This window comes from Streptomyces hydrogenans (assembly GCF_014656075.1).
In the GTDB taxonomy this organism is placed as follows: Bacteria; Actinomycetota; Actinomycetes; order Streptomycetales; family Streptomycetaceae; genus Streptomyces; species Streptomyces hydrogenans.
Window position 1 is genome coordinate 28,593 of the sequence record NZ_BNBS01000003.1, and the last position, 20,356, is coordinate 48,948.

General features: G+C 74.2%; 20 protein-coding genes. 7 read left to right on the top strand and 13 right to left on the bottom strand.

Annotation, left to right across the window (positions count from 1 at the left end):
• Window positions 1–4 precede the first annotated feature (4 nt).
• Entirely contained in the window at window positions 5–454 is a 450-nt protein-coding gene (locus tag IE321_RS02385) for an ATP-binding protein (RefSeq protein WP_190221536.1), read from the bottom strand.
• A 160-nt stretch (window positions 455–614) separates the two neighbouring features.
• Between IE321_RS02385 and IE321_RS02390 the strand changes: the two genes are divergently transcribed.
• A complete protein-coding gene (locus IE321_RS02390) occupies window positions 615–1,538 on the top strand; it encodes a SigB/SigF/SigG family RNA polymerase sigma factor (protein ID WP_190221537.1) in 924 nt (307 codons plus the stop codon).
• Here IE321_RS02390 and IE321_RS02395 read toward each other — a convergent pair.
• The 7 genes from IE321_RS02395 to IE321_RS02425 all read right to left on the bottom strand — a co-directional run bounded on the left by IE321_RS02395 (window position 1,486) and on the right by IE321_RS02425 (window position 8,326).
• Window positions 1,486–1,956, bottom strand: a complete 471-nt coding sequence (locus IE321_RS02395; protein WP_190221538.1) for an ATP-binding protein — start codon at window positions 1,954–1,956, stop codon at window positions 1,486–1,488. The genes IE321_RS02390 and IE321_RS02395 overlap by 53 nt on opposite strands.
• A gap of 29 nt (window positions 1,957–1,985) precedes the next feature.
• The gene (locus IE321_RS02400) at window positions 1,986–2,444 is read right to left on the bottom strand and encodes an STAS domain-containing protein (protein WP_308076737.1); all 459 of its coding nucleotides are present in this window, start codon (window positions 2,442–2,444) and stop codon (window positions 1,986–1,988) included.
• Between the two features lie 100 nt (window positions 2,445–2,544).
• Entirely contained in the window at window positions 2,545–3,720 is a 1,176-nt protein-coding gene (locus tag IE321_RS02405) for an oxygenase MpaB family protein (RefSeq protein WP_190221539.1), read from the bottom strand.
• A gap of 104 nt (window positions 3,721–3,824) precedes the next feature.
• Entirely contained in the window at window positions 3,825–4,880 is a 1,056-nt protein-coding gene (locus IE321_RS02410; RefSeq protein WP_190221540.1) for a polyprenyl synthetase family protein, read from the bottom strand.
• The gene (locus IE321_RS02415) at window positions 4,873–5,226 is read right to left on the bottom strand and encodes a polyprenyl synthetase (protein ID WP_190221541.1); all 354 of its coding nucleotides are present in this window, start codon (window positions 5,224–5,226) and stop codon (window positions 4,873–4,875) included. Before IE321_RS02415 ends, IE321_RS02410 begins: the two co-directional genes overlap by 8 nt.
• 465 nt (window positions 5,227–5,691) lie before the next feature.
• Entirely contained in the window at window positions 5,692–7,347 is a 1,656-nt protein-coding gene (locus IE321_RS02420) for a glycosyl hydrolase family 8 (RefSeq protein WP_190221542.1), read from the bottom strand.
• 181 nt (window positions 7,348–7,528) lie between these two features.
• Window positions 7,529–8,326 carry an alpha/beta fold hydrolase gene (locus tag IE321_RS02425; RefSeq protein WP_190221543.1) on the bottom strand — a complete coding sequence of 266 codons (798 nt, stop codon included), beginning with the start codon at window positions 8,324–8,326 and terminating at the stop codon, window positions 7,529–7,531.
• 94 nt (window positions 8,327–8,420) lie between these two features.
• On the opposite strand from IE321_RS02425, the gene IE321_RS02430 reads away from it, so the two are divergent.
• The gene (locus tag IE321_RS02430; RefSeq protein WP_190221544.1) at window positions 8,421–9,056 is read left to right on the top strand and encodes a LysE family translocator; all 636 of its coding nucleotides are present in this window, start codon (window positions 8,421–8,423) and stop codon (window positions 9,054–9,056) included.
• Between the two features lie 63 nt (window positions 9,057–9,119).
• On the opposite strand, the gene IE321_RS02435 is transcribed toward IE321_RS02430, so the two are convergent.
• Both IE321_RS02435 and IE321_RS02440 read right to left on the bottom strand, forming a co-directional pair.
• Entirely contained in the window at window positions 9,120–9,506 is a 387-nt protein-coding gene (locus IE321_RS02435; RefSeq protein WP_043227672.1) for a VOC family protein, read from the bottom strand.
• Window positions 9,503–9,796: an ArsR/SmtB family transcription factor gene (locus IE321_RS02440; RefSeq protein WP_043227674.1), complete on the bottom strand. Its 294-nt coding sequence runs from the start codon at window positions 9,794–9,796 to the stop codon at window positions 9,503–9,505. The genes IE321_RS02435 and IE321_RS02440 overlap by 4 nt, the downstream gene beginning before the upstream one ends.
• Before the next feature lie 135 nt (window positions 9,797–9,931).
• Between IE321_RS02440 and IE321_RS02445 the strand changes: the two genes are divergently transcribed.
• Window positions 9,932–12,322 carry an ATP-binding cassette domain-containing protein gene (locus tag IE321_RS02445; RefSeq protein WP_190221545.1) on the top strand — a complete coding sequence of 797 codons (2,391 nt, stop codon included), beginning with the start codon at window positions 9,932–9,934 and terminating at the stop codon, window positions 12,320–12,322.
• A gap of 27 nt (window positions 12,323–12,349) precedes the next feature.
• Here IE321_RS02445 and IE321_RS02450 read toward each other — a convergent pair whose 3' ends face one another.
• Genes IE321_RS02450 through IE321_RS02460 form a run of 3 tightly spaced genes read right to left on the bottom strand, consistent with a single transcriptional unit; the run spans window position 12,350 to window position 14,151 of the window.
• Window positions 12,350–13,012, bottom strand: a complete 663-nt coding sequence (locus tag IE321_RS02450) for a 4'-phosphopantetheinyl transferase family protein (protein WP_190221546.1) — start codon at window positions 13,010–13,012, stop codon at window positions 12,350–12,352.
• Window positions 13,009–13,239 (bottom strand): acyl carrier protein, encoded by a 231-nt coding sequence (locus IE321_RS02455; RefSeq protein WP_043227676.1) that lies wholly within the window; start codon window positions 13,237–13,239, stop codon window positions 13,009–13,011. Before IE321_RS02455 ends, IE321_RS02450 begins: the two co-directional genes overlap by 4 nt.
• Window positions 13,240–13,293: 54 nt before the next feature.
• Window positions 13,294–14,151, bottom strand: coding sequence for a class-II aminoacyl-tRNA synthetase family protein (locus IE321_RS02460; protein ID WP_043227677.1), 858 nt, complete (start codon window positions 14,149–14,151; stop codon window positions 13,294–13,296).
• Between the two features lie 447 nt (window positions 14,152–14,598).
• Between IE321_RS02460 and IE321_RS02465 the strand changes: the two genes are divergently transcribed.
• Genes IE321_RS02465 through IE321_RS02480 form a run of 4 tightly spaced genes read left to right on the top strand, consistent with a single transcriptional unit; the run spans window position 14,599 to window position 20,231 of the window.
• Window positions 14,599–15,705, top strand: coding sequence for a phytanoyl-CoA dioxygenase family protein (locus IE321_RS02465; RefSeq protein WP_190221547.1), 1,107 nt, complete (start codon window positions 14,599–14,601; stop codon window positions 15,703–15,705).
• Window positions 15,687–17,033: a DUF6271 family protein gene (locus IE321_RS02470; RefSeq protein WP_226652681.1), complete on the top strand. Its 1,347-nt coding sequence runs from the start codon at window positions 15,687–15,689 to the stop codon at window positions 17,031–17,033. Before IE321_RS02465 ends, IE321_RS02470 begins: the two co-directional genes overlap by 19 nt.
• A complete protein-coding gene (locus IE321_RS02475) occupies window positions 17,030–18,799 on the top strand; it encodes a condensation domain-containing protein (RefSeq protein WP_229916277.1) in 1,770 nt (589 codons plus the stop codon). Before IE321_RS02470 ends, IE321_RS02475 begins: the two co-directional genes overlap by 4 nt.
• A complete protein-coding gene (locus tag IE321_RS02480; protein ID WP_190221548.1) occupies window positions 18,786–20,231 on the top strand; it encodes an MFS transporter in 1,446 nt (481 codons plus the stop codon). Before IE321_RS02475 ends, IE321_RS02480 begins: the two co-directional genes overlap by 14 nt.
• The last annotated feature ends 125 nt before the right edge of the window (window positions 20,232–20,356 follow it).

The following is a 20,356-nucleotide window of genomic DNA, read 5'->3' on the forward strand; positions in this document are numbered from 1 at the left end:
GGGTTCAGACGGCGCGGGCGCCGCCGCTCTCCGCGGGCGGGAAGCGGACCTCGCACCACACGGTCCTGCCCGCCTTCCGCGGCACCCAGCCCCAGGCCGCCGCGAGTCGCTGGACCAGGTAGAGGCCGTGCCGGGACGGGACGCCCGGACGGTGCCCGCCCTCGGGCCGGGGCCCGGCGGACTCCGTGTCGGAGACCTGGAGCCAGACGCCGTCCACGGAGCGGTCGATGCGGAGCTCGTACGGGACTCCCCCGTGCCGCACCGCGTGGGCGACGAGCTCGGTGACCAGCAGCTGCACGTCGATCGCGGCCGTCCTCGCGGCGGGGGACAGCGGCCCGTACCAGTCGCTCACGGCCTGGGCCGACAGCTCGCGCGAGACGGCGGCCGTGCCCGGTCCGCCGCCGAGCGCGTACCGCCGCGAGCCTGTCGTGCGCCTGCTCTCCCGTACCGCCATGCCCCGCGCCTGACCCTGAAGAAAAGGGATAAACATGGAGAAATGCATCAAAATCTCCGTGGTGGGCATCCTCCTCACAAGGACGTTCAACCGAAGGACCGTGACACCTGCCTCCCCTCCGGAGGCGGCGCCGGTCCGGCGGAACCGTCGAAGGACCCTCATGGCCATCGGCCGAGTCGTACACGCCCCCTCCCTCTCCCCCGGGCACGGGCGCACGCCCTCGCCGGCCGCCGTCCGGCGCCGCGCGCTCGGCGGCCTTCCGGAGCCGGAGAACCCCCTGGCGTCCTCCACCGACGACGCCAGGACCCTCTCCGTGGCGCTGTTCCTGCGGCTCCGCGAACTCGACGAGGGCACCCCCGAGCACGCGTACGTGCGCAACACCCTGGTCGAGCTGAACCTGAGCCTGGTGAAGTTCGGCTCCCGGCGCTTCCGCGCGCGTCCCGAGCCGATGGAGGACATCGTCCAGGTGGGGACCATCGGGCTGATCAAGGCGATCGACCGGTTCGACCCCGAGCGCGGGGTCGAGTTCTCCGCCTTCGCGCTGCCGACGATCGTCGGCGAGATGAAGCGGTTCTTCCGGGACACCGGCTGGGCGGTCCGGGTGCCGCGGCGCCTCCAGGAACTGCGGATCGACATGGCCAAGGCGTCCGACGCCCTGGAACAGCGCGACGGGCACCGCCCGGACCGCGCCGAGCTGGCCGAACGGCTGCACCTCACCCCGGAGGAGGTGGCCGAGGGAGAGCTCGCCTCCAACGCGTACACCGCCCACTCGCTGGACGCCCCGGTCGGCGACGAGGAGTCCCGCGCCCCGCGGGGCACCTCGGGCCGGCGGACCGCCGTCGACGAGCCCGCCTACGAGCTGATCGACGACCTGGACTCGCTGCGCCCGCTGCTCGCCCGGCTCGACGCCCGCGACCGGCTGATCCTCACCCTGCGCTTCGGCCAGGAGCTGACCCAGGCCGAGATCGGGCGGCGGATCGGCCTCTCCCAGATGCACGTCTCCCGGCTGCTCGCCCGGATCCTCGGCGAACTCAGGTCGGGTCTGCTGGACGACGACGCCACGGCGGCCGGGACGGCCTGCTGACCTCCAGCCACACCACCTTGCCCGCCACCCCGGGGCCCCGGTCCGAGGAGCCCCAGTCGGACGCCAGCCGGTCGAGCACCATCAGACCGTGACCGCCCGGCAGGGACGGCGAACGCGGGGCCAGCCGACGGGGGTGCTCGGGGCTCCGGTCGGCGACCTCGACCCGCAGGAGCCCGTCCGCGTGCCGCAGGACGAACTCCTCCGGGCCGCCGCCGTGCAGGCAGGCGTTGGTGACCACCTCGGAGACGAGCAGCAGGACGTCCTCCACCCGCTCGCGGGCCTGCGGGCTCGCGGCCGGGATCCAGCCCCAGTCGGCGAGCGCCCGCGCGGTGAAGTCGCGGCAGCGGGAGACCGCGCCCGCGCTGCCGTGCAGCAGCAGCCGGCGGGTCTGCGCGGGGGTCCCGTCGCCCTGGGTCATGTCGCCCTCCCGCACGGCCGGCGGGCCCGTCACTCCGGGTCCCCGGGACGGGCGCCACCGGCCCCGTCGGCGGGGCGGCCGGGCTCGTGGACGGCGGGAGCGTCGGTGGCGAGGGCCTCGCGGACGTCCGCGTACACCCGGAAGACGCGCAGCGCTCCGGTGATCTCGAACATCCGGTCCACCGGGGGCCGCAGCCCCGCCAGGTCCAGCTCCGCACCCGCCTCCACCGCCCGGGCACGGGCCCTGAGCAGCAGGTTCAGGCCGGTGGAGTCGCAGAAGTCGAGACCCGCGCAGTCGACGACGATCCGGGCCGCGCCGGAGTTCTTCTCCAGGGCGGTCCCGAGCGGCTCGACCGTGTCGTGGTCCAGCTCCCCGAACGGGGCGATCACGACGGTCTCCCGCCCCCAGGCGGGCCGCACGTCCACCCTGAACCGGGCCGGCCGACCGGGCGGCGGACCGCTCCCCGGCATTCCCTGCTCGCCGTCCATGCGCACCTCACCTTCCTCAGGTGAGTCCATTTTCTGCCAGTACGTCCCTCTGTGCGAGGAGAGCGCTCCTGACGGGCCGGACGGCGCCCGGGGCGGCGGGTCAGACCGTGACCGGCGGCGGGGTCCAGCGGTGGTGGCGGGCGACGCCGGTGTCGACGCCGTACTCCTTCCTGAGGTGCTCCGGGATCGCGTAGTGCATCACGCGGCCCCTGGTCAGCGTGGAGAGCTCGAAGACCGAGGTGAGGTGGCCGATCCGGTCGAGCGCCCAGGCGGCGAACGGCGACGCGTCCTCCACCGACTCCAGGACGCCCAGCAGCGTCGGCAGCGCCTTCACGGCGGTGTCCCAGCGGCTGCGGGGCACGTCGAGCCAGTCGCCGCAGGTGTCGCCGACGAGGTGGCGGATCAGGGCGGAGACCACCGGGTCGAAGAGGGTGCCCGGGACGACCTCCTCGTACAGGTCGATGAGCTGGCGGGTCAGCACCACGCCCTCCTCCGAGGGGCCCATGTGCCGCACCAGGTAGAGGTCGAGGAAGCGGCGCGCCTCGTCGAGGGTCTTCGGCACGGCCGTCTGGTCGACGCCGAGGATCGCGCCGACGACCCGCCAGGCGTAGTAGTACGCCTCGGCGCCCTCGGTGGACATGTGGACGCCGAGCCGGTGGAGGCTGTCGAGGACGAGCAGGGAGAAGAACATCTGCCCGCCGATCATGTCCTCCTGGCAGATCGGCACCCCCTCGGCGGCCGTGTCCCAGCGGTCCGCGCGGACCAGGTGATGGCGGATGGAGGCGTGCAGCAGCCGGACCTTCTGGGCGGCGGGCGCGAACCGCCCGCCCGCCTCGAAGGCGTCGGGCCGCATCAGGTACGTCGTGAACTGGCCGGTCTCCGCCATGCGCTTGCTCGGGTAGTGCAGGCCGTGGGTGGCCGAGAGCAGCCGGGCGACGCGCGGGACGACGTAGCAGGCGGGCATGGAGGCGAAGGACAGCGCGGTGTTGATGTGGACGTTGTTGTCGGTGAAGAAGAGCCGGGCCTTCTCCATCTCGTTCCAGTCCACCCAGGCGGGCGGGACGGCCGTCGTCTCCAGGTACTCGCGGGCCACGTCCGGCAGGCCGGCGGGCAGCTCCTGGCCGGAGACGGAGACGTACCGCATGAGGGAGTTGAACAGGCCGACCTCGCCGCGTTCGAAGAGGGTGGCGACGACCGCGTCGGCGAGCTCGTCGCCGCTGTGGCGCAGGGCGTCGAGGTCCGCCTCGGTGTACGGGGTGGCGCGGGGGGTGGTCACGACGGGCGCTCCGGGGTCAGGGGGCGGCGGCCCGGCGCGTGCTCGCGGCGGGCCCTGCGGGGTGGGGGACGGCCGGGTGCGCGGGCACGGCGGGCGCCGGGGGTTCAGGAGTGACGGACGGCGGCGCGGTGGGCCAGGTCCGTGAGGGCGCGGTGGGCGGCGGCGGGGAGGTCGAGTTCGTCGAGGGTGCGCACGGCCTCCTCGACACGGCCGGCGATCATCCGCTCGACGCGGTCGGGCGCGCCGAGCGTGGTCATCAGCGCCCGCACCTCGCGCAGCGCGGCGTCGTCCGGGGGCGCGTCCCCGGCGAGGGTCCGGCGCAGCAGCGCCCGCCGGTCGGGGTCCGCGGCCCGCCAGGTCTCGGCGAGGAGCACGGTGGGCCGGCCCGCGCGCAGGTCGTCGAGCGGTTCCTTGCCGGTGCGGGCGGGGTCGCCGAAGAGGCCGAGCAGGTCGTCGCGGAGCTGGAACGCCTCGCCGAGCGGCAGCCCGTAGCGGGAGAGCCCCTCGCGGAGCGCGGCGGGGGCGCCGGCGAGCAGGGCGCCGAGGAGGAGGGGCTGCTCGACGGTGTACTTGGCGGTCTTGTAGCGGATCACCTTGAGGGAGGTGTCGAGGTCGGGGAGCCCTCCGGTGTGCAGGATCTCCAGGGCCTCCCCCGCGACGAGTTCCCTGGCGAGGGCGGCCCAGAGCGGCCTGCCCCGGGAGAGGTACGCGGCGGGCAGCCCGGACTCGGCGTAGAGCCGGCCCGCGAGGGCCACCAGGTGGTCGCCGAGGAGGAGGGCGAGCGAGCGGGCCGCCGCCCGGGGCCGCCGGAGGGTCCCCGGCAGCCCCTCGAAGGCGTGGTGGGCGGTGGGGCGGCCGTGGCGGAGGGGGCTGTCGTCGATGAGGTCGTCGTGGACGACCGCGGCCGCGTGGACGAGTTCCATCGCGGCGGCGGCCCGCATCAGGGCCTCGCTGTCGGGCTGTCCGGCGGCACGCCAGCCCCAGTAGCAGAAGGCGGCCCGGAGGCGCTTGCCGTGCCGGGCGGTGCCGCGCAGCGCTTCGGCGAGCGGGTCGAGGGCGTCGTCCACGGCGAGGAGTTCGGCGGCCTCGTCGTCGAGGAAGTCGGCGAGGACGGCGTCGGTACGGCTCTTGAACGCCTCCGGGGCCCAGACGTCACTCACCGGGGGCACCGGTGGGGGCGGCCGGCTCCCGGGAGGGCGGGGAGGTCTCGCCGGTGTGCCCGCCCGCCGCGCGGCGGGCGGCGGCCTCGCGGGCCAGGACCTCCATGTGCGCCGGGCCGCCGGGGCCCTCCCGGTCGGTGGCGAGGCGGTCGACGGCGAGGCGGCCGCGGGCGCGGAGGTCGGCGGCGGCGTCCTGCGCCAGGTCGGCGGAGTCGGAACGGCCCAGGAGGGAGCGGAGCGATCCGGCGGCGGTGCCGATCGTCTCCACCACGAGGTCGGCGAGACCGGCGGCGAGCAACAGGGCCTTCTCGTCGGGGCGTTCACCTGGGGACGTGCGGTCGGTCATGCCGGCGGACTCCTCGGGAGGGAGGGGCTGGGCGCCCGCTCGGGGCGCGTACCGGGCCAGCATGGACCACGGACGGGGGCGTCTCGGTGGTCCGCTCACTCGTTCAGGTGATCATGGGGGCGAGTTCCGGCCGGAGGGGTCCGGGCGGTGGGAGGCGGGGCCGGCTCCGGGGCCGGGGAGTGGGGCGCGGGGCCCGGTCTCGGGGTCGGGCGGTGGGATGCGGGGCTCGATCCGGGATCCGGAAGAGGGGGAGCAGGGCTCGATCCGGGATCCGGAAGGCTGGATCCGGTGGGGATCCGCGTACGACCCGGCCGACGGCGGCCGGGTCGTGCGCGCGTTCTCAGGACCGTTCTCGCCGCGCGGGCTCACTCCGGACGGGGATCGGCGCGAACCCACCGCCCGGCGGGCGGACGTCCGCGCCGGTCCCCGGGAGGGGCCGGTGCCGGCGGCTGATCCCGCGGGGGCCTACGGGACCCAGTGGTTGCCGGAGACCGTGATCATCACCTGGAGCTGGATGCTCGCGGAGAAGTAGCTGCCGGTCTCGATCGGGGTGGCGACCATCTTGTTCCAGAGCGCGTCGAGCCATGCCTGGCTGCCGGAGTCGGTCATGGCGGCGACGGCGAAGGGGGCGAAGAAGGCGGCCTCGCTGCCGGCGGAGATCTGGGTGCCGTTGAGCTTGTAGCCCATGGCGATCTTGTTCGGGTCACCGCCGGTCTTCGACTTGATCCAGCCGTTGAGCTTGCGGGCGGCGGCCAGGGACTTGGCGTCGCCGCTGGTCACGGCGTCGTCGGCGATGCGCCACGGGGTGCGGCAGGCGTTCCACCAGTACTGGCCGTCGTTGGGGTCCTCCAGGACCTCCCCGGGGGCCGGCTTGGGGCTGGTGTTGGTGTCGACGACGAAGTCGGGCAGCAGGCCGGTGCTCGGGGCGTAGCCGGACTGGAGGTTGGCGATCTGCGTCTGGTGGGCGGTGCGGACGGCGTCCCAGGTGGTGTCGCCCGAGGCGGCCCGGAAGGCGCGGAAGTGGTCGACCATCCAGTCCGAGGTGCGGGAGATGTAGTAGTACTGGTCGCCGGAGCTGGACCAGTCGCCGAGCTTGAGGAGCTTGGTGGTGGCGTTCAGCTCGTCCTTCTTGATGGCGGCGATGTGCTTGAGGGCGAGCGCCTTGTAGTTGTACGTGCCGGTGCTGCCCCACTGCTTGTCGGCGAGGAGCAGGCCGTAGGCGACGTCCATGTCGCCGTCGGTGGCGCCGTCGCCGCCGTTGACGCTGCGACAGTTGACGTCCTGCTCGGCGGCGAGGAGGTCGGGGTTGATCGACGAGGGGTGGTCGATCTTCCACTTGACCAGGCCGTCGAAGATCTTCTTGGCGTCGGGGTCGGCGCCGGCCATGGTGGCGGCGATGACCATGCCGTAGCCCTGCGCCTCGGCGACGTACGGGTGGTCGGCGTCGGGCGAGATGACCTGGTACCAGCCGTTGCCGCAGTTCTGCCGGACGAAGGCGGCCTTCCAGCGGTTGTAGTAGTCGACGACCTTCTGGTCGATGCCGGACTGGGCGCCGGAGGGCTTGAGCGTGCCGGCCGCGTAGGGCTTGAGGTGGCTGCCGAAGGGCACGCCGGGGCCGGTGCCGCCGCCTCCGGTGCCGGTCGGGGAGCCGTAGACCTCGAACTCGTGGAGCGAGTAGCCGTACGGGGTGCCCCGCCCGGTGCCGTACACGCGGACGTAGCGGCCGGTGCCGGAGACGGCGAGGTCGTCGACGGCTCCGTCGCCGGTCGTGGTCGAGTAGACGTCGGTCCAGGTGGTGCCGTCGGCCGAGGTCTGGACGCGGTAGGTCTTGGCGTACGCCGCCTCCCAGTCGAGCTTGACCCGGGAGAGGGTGTGGCCGGCTCCGAGGTCGATCCGGATCCACTGCGGGTCGACGCCCTCCAGGCTGGCCCAGCGGGTGGCGCGGTCGCCGTCCACGGCGAGGCCGGGAGCGAATCCGGAGCCTTCCACAGACGAGGCGGTCGCCGGTTTGCCCGCGGAGACGAGGGCGTCGGCGGCCTCCGCCTCGCTCTCGGGCAGGACGGCGAGGGGCAGGGCCAGCAGAGCGGCGAGTCCGAGCGGGATGACGCTTCGTCGGCGCATGGCAACTCCCTATTCTCTTCGGGGCAATCGCTCGTTAGGAAACGTTCCTAACTATCGGCGCGGCCGAGCGTAGAGAGAGGCGGGGGCCCCGCGCAAGCCCTCTGCGCGGAGCCCTGTCGACAAGACGGGCCTTTCGGCCGCCTGCTGAGTGAGCGTCAGATCCCTGTCCGGAGGCTTCGGTTCAGGCCACCGGCGCGGAGCGCGGCCCGGCGTCGGCGGCGAGGGCGCGGGCCAGGGCGGCGGTGAAGCCGTCGGGGTTGTCGAGCATCATGTTGTGGCCGGCCGCGGGCACTTCGAGGACCGGCACGCCCATCGCCGCCGCCCGCTCCGCCGCCGGGTCCGGCAGGCTCTCCTCCCCCACCAGGAACGCCCGGGGAAGCGTCAGCGCCGCCAGGACGTCGCCCGCCTCCGGGTCGCCGCCCTCGACGAGGGCGACCGCGCTGCGGTGCACGGCCCGCGGGTCGGCGAGCCGCAGCCGGGCCGCGTAGTCGGGCCGGCCCGCGACGGCCAGCAACCTCCCGAACCCGCTCCGGACGAACGCCTCCTCCGACTGGCGCGCCACCGGGCTGCTGAACGCCCCGCCGCCCGCGTACAGGTTGGGCTCCGCGACGACCAGCCGGGCGACGCGGCCGGGCCGGGCCGCCGCGAGGTGGATGGCGACAGCGCCGCCCATGGAGTGGCCGACCACGTCGACCCCGGTCAGGTCCAGGTGGTCGAGGAGCGCGGCCACGGCGGCGGCCTGCCCCTCGGGCCGGTAGTCGAAGTCGGCGGGGCGGTCGCTCAGCCCGTAGCCGAGCAGGTCCACCAGGAGCGCCCGGCCCCCGCCGAGCGCCGGACGGGTGGCGATGTGCGCGAAGTCGGAGGCGGCGGTGCACCCGAGGCCGTGCAGGTACACGCGGACGGGTCCGCCCGGCACGGCGCCCGGGAGGTCGAGCCACCGCAGGTACGCCCGGCGCTCCGGCAGGAACAGTTCTCTCATGGGGGCAGCCTACGAAGGCGGCGGTTCCGGCCCGGCCGCCGGAACCGACAGGGACCTGACAGGCGACCGGATCCCTGCGGTACGGTGACATTCCATGGCATCGAGCACCGCACTCTGGTCCTTCGCCCTCGTCGTGGGCCTCCTCACCCTCACCCCGGGCCTCGACACGGCCCTCATCCTGCGCACGGCCGCGCTCGGCCGCCGCACCCGCGCCTGGGGCGTCGTCCTCGGCATCCAGACCGGCACCCTGACCTGGGGCGCGCTGACCTCGCTGGGCGTGACGGCCCTCCTGACCGCCTCGCACCTCGCGTACGAGATCCTCCGCTGGGCGGGCGCCGCCTACCTGCTGTGGATGGCGGGACGCATGATCGCCGAGACGTTCCGGCGCGGCGGGGCGGGCGCGAGCGCGGAGGTGGAGGTCGGCGGCGCCGACACCCTCTCCGGCGGCTGGCGCCAGGGCACCCTCACCAACCTGCTCAACCCCAAGGTCGGCGTCTTCTACGTCGCCGTCCTCCCCCAGTTCATCCCGGCCGAGGCCCCGCACTTCGCGATGGGCCTCGCCCTGACCTCGGTGCACGTCGTGCTCGGCATGATCTGGTCGACGGTCCTGATCGCGTCCGCCACCGCCCTCGGCACCTGGCTGCGCGGAGCCCGGGCACGGCGCGTCCTGGACCGCGTCACGGGCACGGTGATCGGAGCCTTCGCGGTCCGGCTGGCGGTCGGCGACTGACCGGAGCGGGCCCGCGCCCGATCGCCCCGGCGGCGGGACGCGGGCACGGGACTCGGTCGACGGCTACGCGTACTGCGCAAGCTGGATCAGGTTGCCGCAGGTGTCGTCGAGGACGGTGGTGGTGACGGGGCCCATGTCGACGGGGGGCTGGGTGAAGCGGACCCCGAGCGCGGTGAGGCGGGCGTGTTCGGCACGGACGTCGTCGACGGCGAAGGAGGTCGCGGGGATGCCGTCGGCGACCAGGGCCTCCTTGTACGGGGGGACGGCGGGATGGCCGGAGGGCTCCAGGACGAGTTCGGTGCCGTCGGGGTCCTCCGGGGAGACGACGGTGATCCAGCGGTCCTCGCCGATGGGCACGTCGTGCTTGAGCGCGAAACCGAGCACGTCCGTGTAGAAGCGGAGCGCGCGCTCCTGGTCGTCGACGAAGACGCTGGCCAGGTTGATCCTCATGGGGTGTCCTCCGGGGGTGCGGGGGTGAGCCATCGCGAGACGATGTGCTCCAGCGGTCGGGTGTCGAGGTCGTGGAACTTGTAGCGGCCCTCGCGACGGGTCGTGACCAGACCGGCGGCCTCCAGCACGGCGAGGTGCTGGCTGACGGCCTGCCGGGAGATGGCGAGGCCGTGCCGGGTCGCCAGCCGGGCGCATATCTCGAAGAGCGACTGCCCGCTGCGGTCGGTCAGCTCGTCGAGGATCACCCGGCGCGTCGGGTCGGCCAGCGCCTTGAACAGATCCTCCTCCATGCCGCCACGATAGGCAAGTAGCCACTTGCCTATCAAGCGGGCACGCGGACCCGGATCGGGCGACGGCCGGACCGCTGTCGGACCCTCGGCCTAAGGTGGGGCGGATACGCGCCCGCCCTGACGAGGGAGAAACCTTTGAGCACGGCCAAGCGGAACGGCGCGACGTCGTCCGCCACGCACATCGCCGACCGTCACGAGCTGATCCGCGTGCTCGGCGCCCGGGAGAACAACCTCAAGGACGTCAGCGTCGAGATCCCCAAGCGCCGGCTGACGGTCTTCACCGGGGTCTCCGGCTCCGGCAAGAGCTCGCTGGTCTTCGACACGATCGCCGCCGAGTCCCAGCGGCTGATCAACGAGACGTACAGCGCCTTCGTCCAGGGCTTCATGCCGACGCTCGGGCGGCCCGACGTCGACGTCCTCGACGGCCTGACCACCGCGATCATCGTCGACCAGCAGCGGATGGGCTCCGACCCGCGCTCCACCGTCGGCACCGCCACCGACGCCAACGCGATGCTGCGCATCCTCTTCAGCCGGCTCGGCACCCCGCACATCGGCTCCTCGCGGGCCTACTCGTTCAACGTCCCGTCGGTGAGCGGCGCGGGCGCCGTCACCGTGGAGCGCGGCGGCCGGACGGTGAAGGAGAAGGCGAGCTTCCAGATCACCGGCGGCATGTGCCCGCGCTGCGAGGGCCGCGGCCGGGTCTCCGACATCGACCTGTCCGAGCTCTACGACGACACCAAGTCGCTCGACGACGGCGCGCTGACCATCCCCGGCTACACGGCGGACAGCTGGTACGGCCGGACCTACCGCCTCTCCGGTCTCCTGGACCCGGCGAAGCCGATCCGGGAGTACACCGGGCGGGAGCTGGACACGCTCCTGTACAAGGAGGCGACCCGGGTCAAGGTCGAGGGCGTCAACGTCACGTACGAGGGCCTGATCCCCAAGCTCCAGAAGTCGTTCCTGGCCAAGGACGTCGAGTCGCTCCAGCCGCACATCAGGACGTTCGTCGAGCGGGCCACGACCACACAGGTCTGTCCCGAGTGCGACGGCACCCGGCTCAACGAGGGGGCCCGCTCCTCGAAGATCAAGGGCATCAGCATCGCGGACGCCTGCCGGATGCAGATCAGCGATCTGGCCGCCTGGGTGCGGGAGCTGGACGACCCCTCGGTGGCCCCGCTGCTGGAGTCGCTGCGCCAGACGCTCGACTCGTTCGTGGAGATCGGCCTGGGCTACCTGGCCCTCGACCGGCCGGCGGGCACCCTGTCGGGCGGCGAGGCGCAGCGGGTGAAGATGATCCGTCACCTCGGCTCCTCGCTCACGGACGTCACCTACGTCTTCGACGAGCCGACGGCGGGGCTGCACCCGCACGACATCCAGCGGATGAACGAACTCCTGCTGCGGCTGCGGGACAAGGGCAACACCGTCCTGGTCGTGGAGCACAAGCCGGAGACGATCGCGATCGCGGACCACGTGGTGGACCTCGGGCCCGCCGGCGGCACCGGTGGCGGCACGATCTGCTACGAGGGCACGCTCGACGGGCTGCGCGGCAGCGGCACCGTGACCGGACGGCACCTGGACGACCGGGCGTCGGTGAAGGACGCGGTCCGGACGCCGAGCGGGGTGCTGCCGATCCGCGGCGCGACCGCCAACAACCTGCGGAAGGTGGACGTCGACCTGCCGCTCGGCGTCCTCGCCGTGATCACCGGCGTCGCCGGTTCCGGCAAGAGCTCGCTGGTGCACGGTTCGATCCCGGCGGACGCCGGGGTGGTCTCGGTCGACCAGACCCCGATCCGAGGCTCGCGGCGCAGCAACCCGGCGACGTACACCGGGCTCCTCGACCCGATCCGCAAGGCGTTCGCCAAGGCCAACGGCGTCAAGCCGGCGCTGTTCAGCGCCAATTCGGAGGGCGCCTGCCCGACCTGCAACGGTGCCGGGGTGACGTACACCGACCTGGCGATGATGGCGGGCGTGGCCACCACCTGCGACGAGTGCGAGGGCCGGCGGTTCATGGCCTCGGTGCTGGAGTACCGGCTCGGCGGCCGGGACATCAGCGAGGTGCTGGCGATGTCGGTGTCCGAGGCGGAGGAGTACTTCGGCGCGGGCGAGGCGCGCACGCCGGCGGCGCACCGGATCCTGGAGCGGCTGGTGGACGTCGGCCTGGGCTACCTCACGCTGGGACAGCCGCTGACGACGCTCTCGGGCGGTGAGCGGCAGCGGCTGAAGCTGGCCACGCACATGGGCGACAAGGGCGGGGTCTACGTGCTCGACGAGCCGACCACCGGTCTCCACCTGGCCGATGTGGAGCAGCTCCTCGGGCTGCTGGACCGCCTCGTGGACTCCGGCAAGTCGGTCATCGTGGTCGAACACCACCAGGCAGTGATGGCGCACGCGGACTGGATCGTCGACCTCGGTCCCGGCGCGGGTCACGACGGCGGCCAGATCGTCTTCGAGGGCACCCCCGCCGACCTGGTCGCCGCCCGCTCGACCCTCACGGGCGAGCACCTGGCGCGGTACGTCGGGGCCTGATCGCCGACCCGCCCGGCCGGGGGCCGATCAGGCTCCGGCCGGGCGGACGCGGTCCCGCCGCGCCCGCCCGCCGAGGACCGCCGACGGCGGGAGGAGGGACGGCGGGGCCCTGGCCGCCACCGTCGCCGCCACCGCGCCGCGCCGGCGGTCGGTCCACTCCGCGAGGTGGTGGGCGGTCTCCGGGGGCGGCGGTCCCGCCTTGAAGCGGGCTTCCGCGCGGACCCAGGCGCGCAGCAGGGACGGGCCCGGGTCCGGACGGGCCAGGGCTTCGTCGAGCTCGGGTCCGGGCAGGACGCGGCGGAGGACCGGGAGGGGGCCGGGGCGGCGGGCGGCCGGTTCGACGTCGACACCGTCGGGGCCGGGGGCCGCCGCCGCCGCGACCAGGCCGTCGGCGTGGGCGAGGCTGACGCCGAGACCGGGGCCGTCGGCGAGGTACGGGCGTCCGTGGCCGTCCCGGCCGCAGTCCGGGCACCGCTGGGCAAGGCCGGTGGCCGCCGGGGGGCGGCCGGTGAGGCGGGCGGCGCAGAGGCGGAGCAGGAGGCGGGCGGCCAGGACGTCGTCGTGGCGGGACGGGACGCGGATCGCGGAGAGGCGGCGGCGCTCCCAGGGGGCGAGGAGGTGCGGGCCGAGGCCGGGGGTGTCCAGGACCTCCCGGGTGGTCGCCACCACCGCGAAGGCGCCGGGGGTCACCCGGCGGGCGTGAGGAAGCGTTCCCGGACGCGGGCGAGGGTGCGGAAGTCGTCGATGGTGACCTCCTGGAGGTCGATCGACGTGCCGGAGATGTCCTCCAGGAGGTCGATGAACTCCAGGAAGTCCATGGAGTCGATGAGCCGGGCCTCGATGAGGTCCTCGTCGGCGTCGATCGGCCCGTCGAGGCCGGGGTTCTTCTCCTGGATCCAGGCGGCGACACGTTCCATGGTGCGGTTCTCCACTCCTTGCGGGTCGATGGGGTCGATGGTGGTGACGGTGCGTCAGTCGGTGGCGGCGCGGAGCCGGTCGAGGGCGCGCTCGGGGCCGCCGTGGGCCCGGAGCATGGCGTGCACCCAGCGTTCGAGGCCGAAGGCGACGCAGGCGCTGTAGGCGGGGCCGTGGCTGCCGGCGCGGATGTCGAGGCGCTCGCCGAAGAAGTTGCGGTGGCGGTTGACGGAGGCGATGGCGGTGCCGTCGGGGGCGCTGTACTCGTGCTTGACCGGGTCGAGCGCCATCAGCCGGGCCCGGGAGCCGCCCTTGTCGTAGAAGGGGTCGTCGGCGGTGGCGCGGGTGAGGTCGAGGCCGAGGAGTCCGGCGGTCTCCTGGATGAACTCCCCGCCTCGCTCCAGGTGTTCGACGGCGCCTTCCTTGGTGCCGAGGTAGACGACCTCGCGCATGTGGAAGCCCCAGAGGCGGCGCAGGCCGTCGTAGTGGGTCTCGTTGCGGAAGCAGCGGCCCGCGGCGGAGATCCGCAGGCCCTCCTCGCCGACGTCGGTGCCCTCCAGGGAGAGCAGCAGTCCGTAGCAGGTGGCGGAGGGCAGCAGATAGCCGGTGGGTTCGAGGGGCCGGCCGCCGGGCGCCTGGCCCGCGGCGAGGCTGTCGTGGGCGTCGGGGGCGAACCGGCCGGCGGAGACGCCGAGGTGGGGGAAGTTGCGGAAGTAGTCGAGGCGGGCGAGCCCGTCGGCGGCGAGCAACGGCGGGCCGGTGACCTCGGGGGCGGAGAGCCGTGCGGCGAGTCCGGTGAGCAGGGTGTCGAGGCCGCGCAGCAGGGCGGTGTGCACCGGGTCCAGCGTGATCAGTCCCGGGCCGGGGCTGCGGAGACCGGCGACGGACGGGGTCGTGGCGCTGGGTGTGCTCATGGAACCGTTCCCTCTCGGCGTGGGTGGTCGGTCAAGGGCGTCGCTCGTGCGGGCGCGGCCGGCACCGTCCCCGGGCCGGTATGCGGACGGGGCGGCGGGCGGGGCCTCGCTCGCGGTCGCCGTCGACCGGGGCGCAGCGGTCGGGCCGGGGTCGACTGGTCGGGTCGTTCCGGCGCTGCGCAAGCAGGACAGTAGGCCAGTTCGCCGATGGTTGTCTAGACCAAAGATCGCTGACCAACGGGCCTTCGGAGGGCTCGATTTCAAGCCGTTGTCCGACACGCGGGGCATACCGCCGGGTCACTTGACACCGGCGTTGGTCTACACCAATTCTGTCCCTCGTCCCCCGCGGCTCCTCCACCGTCGCCAGGTCCGCGCCCCCGCTCCCGTCCCGCCGTGCCCCCCGCACCCCGAGCCCGCACGCCGCCCGACTCCCGCCTGGAGGGACCCTTGACGACGACACCCGCACCCGCCCCGCGCCGCCCCCGCACCCCGTATCTGCACCGGGCCGCGACCGAGCGCCCGTACTTCAGCGACGACGGCGAGTCCTACCTCGCGGCGACGACCCTGCGGGAGCTCGAGAAGACCCGCCCGCTGCGGGTGCTCTCCGAGGCGGACTTCGCGCACTGGCAGACGTACGGCTACGTCATCGTGCGCGAGGCGATCCCGGCCGAGGCGGCCCGCCGGCTCCTCGACTTCACCTGGGACTTCCAGGGACTCGACCCGGAGCGGCCGGAAAGCTGGTATGAGGAGCGGCCGCTGCGCTCCGAGCTCGACCAGCAGCTGCTCATCTACGGCTTCGTCGAGGCGTACCACCACCAGCTGCTCTGGGACAGCCGTCAGGCCCAGCGGGTCTACGACGCCTTCGTCGACGTGTGGGACTGCGAGGAGCTGTGGGTCACCCTCGACCGGCTCAACCTCAACCCGCCCAACGTCCGCAACCGCGACCGCGCCCTCATCGAACCCACCGACCGGGGCTTCGACATCGAGCTGCACTGGGACATCGACACCACCCTCGGGGTGCCTCCGCAGCGCGTCCAGGGCATCATCGCGCTCAACGACACCAGCCCCGAGACCGGCGGCTTCCAGTGCGACCCCGAGCTCTTCCGCCGCTTCGAGGAGTGGAAGCTCGCCCAGCCCGACGGCCGCGACCCGATCCGCCCGGACATCGACCGCGCCAAGTACCCCGTCGTCCGCCCCGACCTGCACCCCGGCGACCTGCTGATCTGGAACGGCCTGCTCGCCCACGGGGTGGCCCGCAACACCTCCGAGAACGGGGTCCGCGCGGTCCAGTACCTCTCGATGATGCCCGCCCTGGAGGAGCACGCGAAGCTGCGCCGCTCCCGCGTCGAGTCCTGGCGCCACCTGCGCACCCCCCGCTGGAACCGCACCCTCGTCGGCGACCCCGTCCTGCACGAGTCCAAGCGCTACCCGACCGCCGAACTCAGCCCTCTCGGCTCCCGGTTGCTGGGCCTCACCTCCTGGCACGAGGAGGCCGCCGCCGAGGCGGAACCCGCCGCGCCGACCGGGGAGCCCGCGTGCGCCGCGTCTGCCTGACCCTCCCCACCAACCGGGCCTGTACGGCGACGATCGCGGCGGTCGCCGAGGAAGCGGCCTACGGCGCAAGGGAGTTCGGCGTCGAGGTGCACCTGCTCGTCCTCGACTCCTCGGCCCCCGCCGACCTCGCCGCGCACCGCACCGCGGTCGCCGCGCTGCCCCCGGCCCCCGGCGTCGTCGTCCACCACCTCGACGAGGAGCGGCAGCGCGCCTTCCTGCGGGAGACCGTCGCGGCGGCCGGACTCCCCGGAGCCGACCGGCTGCTCGACCTGATGCTGCCCGCCACCGTCTCGTACGGCGCCTGCACCAACCGCGCCTTCCTGCTGGCCGAGGCCCTGGGCTGCGCCTCGGTGCACCGCCGTGACTCCGACAGCCGCTACCAACTCCACGACGGCGCGCCGGTCTTCCCGATCCGCCACGAACTGGCCGCCCTCGGTCGGCGGGCGGCGGACGTGGCGGGCTCGGTCACCCGCAGCCGGCTCGACCCGGGCTGCGCCGACCGGACCGTCGCCCTCGCCGGCGCGTCCTTCATCGGCGAGCCGTCCGTGGACGTCGCCGAGATCCGGACGCTCGACCCGGAGGCGTACCACGAGGTCGTCGGCCTGTCCGTGCCCGCCGGGCATCCGGAGATCTGGCGCCGGAACCTGATCGACGAGGCGTTCCGGGGCGCCGGCACCACCCCGTTCACCACCGACCTGTCCACCCTGACCCTGGTCAGCCCCACCCGCGTCGACATGTGCAACGTGGCGCTCGGCCGGGAGGTCTACGGCCGGATCCCGCTGCCGCCCGCCACCGACACCATCGGCACCGACTACTTCCTCCTGCACGTGGTGCGGCACGCCCGGCTGCCAGGCGTGCTGCACAACCGGCACATCGTCAACTACTACACGGGCGAACGACGTTCGGACGAAGGCTTCCTCGCCTACCAGCTCCGCTTCGCCAAGTACCTGCTCGCCGCCCCGCGCCTCGAAGCGGTGTACACGGGACTCGCCGCGGCCGGCGACGCGCTCCTCGACACCAGCGGCCGGGTGCGGCCCGACGCCGTCTCCGCCCTCGTCCGCGAGAGCGCCGGACTCGACCCCGCGGCCGACGAGGCCCGGCTCGACGTCCTGGACCGCCGCTACCGCGCCCTCGGCGGCCGGTACGCCACCGCCGCCGCGCTCTTCGCCGAACGGCGCGACCGGATGCTCGCCGAGGCCCGCTCCGACATGGAGGACTTCGCCCTGCTCGTCGACGCCTGGGACTCCCTGACCGCGCACGCGAAAGGCACCGCCGTGAACCACCTCCCCGTCCCCCGGGCCGCGTCCGCCCCGGCCGTGACGCCGTGACGGCCGCCCCCGTCGCCGACGGCGTCACCGGGGCCCGCACCCTCACCGTGCGCTACGCGGGCGGCGGCGCGCGCCGGGGCCCGGTCACCATGGGCCAGGCCAACATGATCCGCTGCATCCTGCGCGACGAGCCCGACAGCATCAACATCCACGACGTGTGGCCGGTCCCCGACGGCACCGCGATGGACGCGGCCCTCACCGCGCTCGCGGAACTCGCCGCCCGCCACGAGGCCCTGCGCACCACCTTCCCGTACGAGGAGGGCGGCGCCGCCCCCGCCGAGCAGGTCGTGGCCCCCGCCGGCTCCTTCACCGTCACCGTCCTCGACCACGACGCGCTCCCCGAGGACCCCGACACCTACGCCGAGGCCGTGGCCCGCTCGGCCCGCGACACCCGCTTCCGCCTCGACCTCGACTTCCCGCTGCGGCTGCGGATCATCGCCCGCGCCGGCCGGCCCGTCCGCGTCGCCCTCGCCGCCAGCCACGCCGTCACCGACGGCAGCGCCCTCGGGGTCCTCCGGGACGAATGGCTCGCCCTCCTGGCGGGCGAGCCGCTGCCGCCGGTCACCGTCACCCCGCTCGACCTCGCCGCCGAGGAGCACACCCCGGCCGGACGGCGCAGGTCGGCGGACTCCCTGGCCCACTGGGAGGGGATCCTGCGCACCGGGCCGCAGGCGATGTTCGCCGAGGACGGCGCCGCCGGCACCGAGACCGACACCCCCGGCCTCACCCTCCGCTCGGCGCGCGGCGGCCGCGCGCTGGCCGGCGCCGCGTGGCGCACCGGCGCCCTCCCCGGCACCGTCCTGCTGACCGCCTGGTGCGTCCTCACCGCCCACCGGGCGGGCCAGTCCGTCTGCGTCGCGGCGGTGCCCACCTCGAACCGCTTCCGGCCCAAGCTCGCGCGCTCGGTGAGCACCCTCTCCCAGGACGCCCTGCTGGGCCTCGACGTCCGGGCGCCGTCGTTCGACGCGCTGCTCGCCAAGGCGTGGGGCGCGGCGATGAACGCGTACCGCCACAGCCGCTTCGACGCGCTCGCCCTGTGGGAGCTGATCGGCCGGGTCACCACCGAGCGGGGCAGCCAGTTCGCGCGCGACGCCGTCTTCAACGACATCAGCGCCCTGCCCAGCACCCTCGCCGGCGCGACGGCACCGGACGCGCACACCCCCGAGCTCGAACTGGCCTGGGGCGAGGCCCAGTCACTGCCGACACGGCTGCTGACCTTCGTCTACCAGACGGAGCCCGTGCTGCGCCTCGCCACCTGGGCCGACCCCGTGCTGTTCCCGCGGCCGGCGGCCGAGGAGCTGGCCACCGGTCTGGTGCGGCTCCTGGAGGCCGTCGCCGAGGCCGACGTCCCGCTCGACGCCCCCGGGCCGCTCACCGAGGTGACCGGCGTGCGCCCGGTGGAGCGCGGCCCGGAGTGGACCCGGGTGGACGGTTGCTGGGTCTCCCCCGCCGCCGTCGCCGCCGCCCTCACCGAGGCGCTGGGCGGGCGGCCCGTCGAGGTCGTGGTGGAGGGCGCCGACGGCGACGAGAGCGGCCGGAGACTCACCGCGTACATCGGCGCGGACGAACGGACCTGGCCGGACGGGGCGTTGACGCCCGAGGCGGCGCACACCGCGCTGATGACGGCGCTGCCGGGGCGGCCCGGGGTGCTGGCCCCGCACCGGTACGTGTTCGTCGAGGGCCCGCCGCGGCACCCCGCCGCGGCGCGGCGGATTCTGAGCGAAGGGACCGGCCGGAGCCGGGAGATGCCACATGACCACCGTTGACACCGCCGCGGCGCACGGGTCCGGGCCGCTGCCCAGCCCCTGGCGGTCGCGTCGCTTCCGGCTCTTCTTCACCGCGCGCAGCGCCTCGCTGCTCGCCGACGGCATGCTGATGGTCTCGGTGACCACCTCGGTCCTCGGCGCCGGGTTCGGGGCCACCGGGGTGGGCTACGCGCTCGCCGCCTGGATGGCGCCGATCGTGCTGCTCATCCTCTTCGGCGGAGTCCTCGCCGACCGGTTCACCCCGCAGGTGATGATGGTCGGCGCGGACGCGGTCCGGGTGGTGGCGATGCTCGTGATGGCGGCGCTGTTCGCCGGGGGCGGCGTACGGCTCTGGCAGATCATGGCCCTGATGGCGGTGAGCGGCGCGGCGACGGCGATGTTCCAGCCGGGGCTCGCGAGCATCGTCCCGCGGGTCGCCGACGACATCCAGCGGGCCAACGCGCTGCTGCGGATCTCCGAGTCGATGGCCACCCTCATCGGCCCGGGTCTGGCCGGCTTCCTGGTGGCCTACTGGGACCTGGCCGGGTCGTTCGTGGTGATCGCGGCGGCGTACGCGGTCAGCGCCGGCGGGCTGCTGCCGCTGCGGGGGCTGGCCTCCGGACGGGACGGCGACGGGGCCGACGAGAGCGACGCTCCGATGTGGCGCAGGCTCGCCACCGGCTGGCACGAGTTCCGGTCGCGGTCCTGGCTGTGGGGCGTCATCTCCCTGTGGGCGGTGTACGGGCTCTTCGTCTTCGGCCCGTCGCTGCCGCTCGGCGCGGCGCTCCTCACGGAGCAGCACGGCGCCACCGGCTACGGCTGGATCGCCTCGGCCGACGGACTGGGCACGATCATCGGCGGCCTGCTCGGCATGCGGGTCAGGCCGCGCCGCCCGCTGGTGGCGGGGGTCTGCGCGATGTTCTTCTTCGCCCTGAACCCGCTGGCACCGGCGCTGGGCTGGAACTTCGCCGTCACTGCCGTCACGGGCATGGTGGCCGGCTGCGGCTTCGCCTTCTGGGGCGTGATGTGGGCGACGAGCGTGCAGTCCCACATCCCGCTGGCCGTGCTGAGCCGGGTGTCGGCCTACGACATCGCCGGGTCGATCATGGTGATCCCGCTGGGCCGTGCGCTGGCGGGCCCGGTGGCGGAGTCGTTCGGCGCGGACCGGGTGCTGCTCTTCTCCTCGGCGGTGTCGTTCGTCCTCCTGGGCGCCATGCTCTGCGTCCCGGCGATCCGGGGCCTCACCCGCCGCGACCGGCCGGCGGCGGACGCGGACAAGGACACGAACGGGAACGGGAACGGGGACGGGGACGGGGACGGGGACGGGGAGACGACGACCCAGTCGATACCGGAGTCGAAGTCGAAGTCGCAGACGGAGACGGAGACGGAGACAGCGCCGGGGACGGCCACGGCGCCGGTGTCCGGGAAGGAGTCGGCTGCGGCGGAGGTGTGAGGGAGCCCCGAGAGCGGCCCCCGTGGGGCGGCGGCCCCGAATCCTCGGGTCCGGCCGGACGGTGACCGTCCGGCCGGGCCCGTGCTGTGTCACCGGCGGGCGGTCGCCGTCCGGCCGCGCCCGGG

Coding starts and splice junctions, on each gene's coding strand:
- IE321_RS02385 (WP_190221536.1), bottom strand. CDS start 454: ATGGCGGTACGGGAGAGCAGGCGCACGACAGGCTCGCGGCGGTACGCG.
- IE321_RS02390 (WP_190221537.1), top strand. CDS start 615: ATGGCCATCGGCCGAGTCGTACACGCCCCCTCCCTCTCCCCCGGGCAC.
- IE321_RS02395 (WP_190221538.1), bottom strand. CDS start 1,956: ATGACCCAGGGCGACGGGACCCCCGCGCAGACCCGCCGGCTGCTGCTG.
- IE321_RS02400 (WP_308076737.1), bottom strand. CDS start 2,444: ATGGACGGCGAGCAGGGAATGCCGGGGAGCGGTCCGCCGCCCGGTCGG.
- IE321_RS02415 (WP_190221541.1), bottom strand. CDS start 5,226: ATGACCGACCGCACGTCCCCAGGTGAACGCCCCGACGAGAAGGCCCTG.
- IE321_RS02420 (WP_190221542.1), bottom strand. CDS start 7,347: ATGCGCCGACGAAGCGTCATCCCGCTCGGACTCGCCGCTCTGCTGGCC.
- IE321_RS02425 (WP_190221543.1), bottom strand. CDS start 8,326: ATGAGAGAACTGTTCCTGCCGGAGCGCCGGGCGTACCTGCGGTGGCTC.
- IE321_RS02430 (WP_190221544.1), top strand. CDS start 8,421: ATGGCATCGAGCACCGCACTCTGGTCCTTCGCCCTCGTCGTGGGCCTC.
- IE321_RS02435 (WP_043227672.1), bottom strand. CDS start 9,506: ATGAGGATCAACCTGGCCAGCGTCTTCGTCGACGACCAGGAGCGCGCG.
- IE321_RS02440 (WP_043227674.1), bottom strand. CDS start 9,796: ATGGAGGAGGATCTGTTCAAGGCGCTGGCCGACCCGACGCGCCGGGTG.
- IE321_RS02455 (WP_043227676.1), bottom strand. CDS start 13,239: ATGGAACGTGTCGCCGCCTGGATCCAGGAGAAGAACCCCGGCCTCGAC.
- IE321_RS02460 (WP_043227677.1), bottom strand. CDS start 14,151: ATGAGCACACCCAGCGCCACGACCCCGTCCGTCGCCGGTCTCCGCAGC.
- IE321_RS02480 (WP_190221548.1), top strand. CDS start 18,786: ATGACCACCGTTGACACCGCCGCGGCGCACGGGTCCGGGCCGCTGCCC.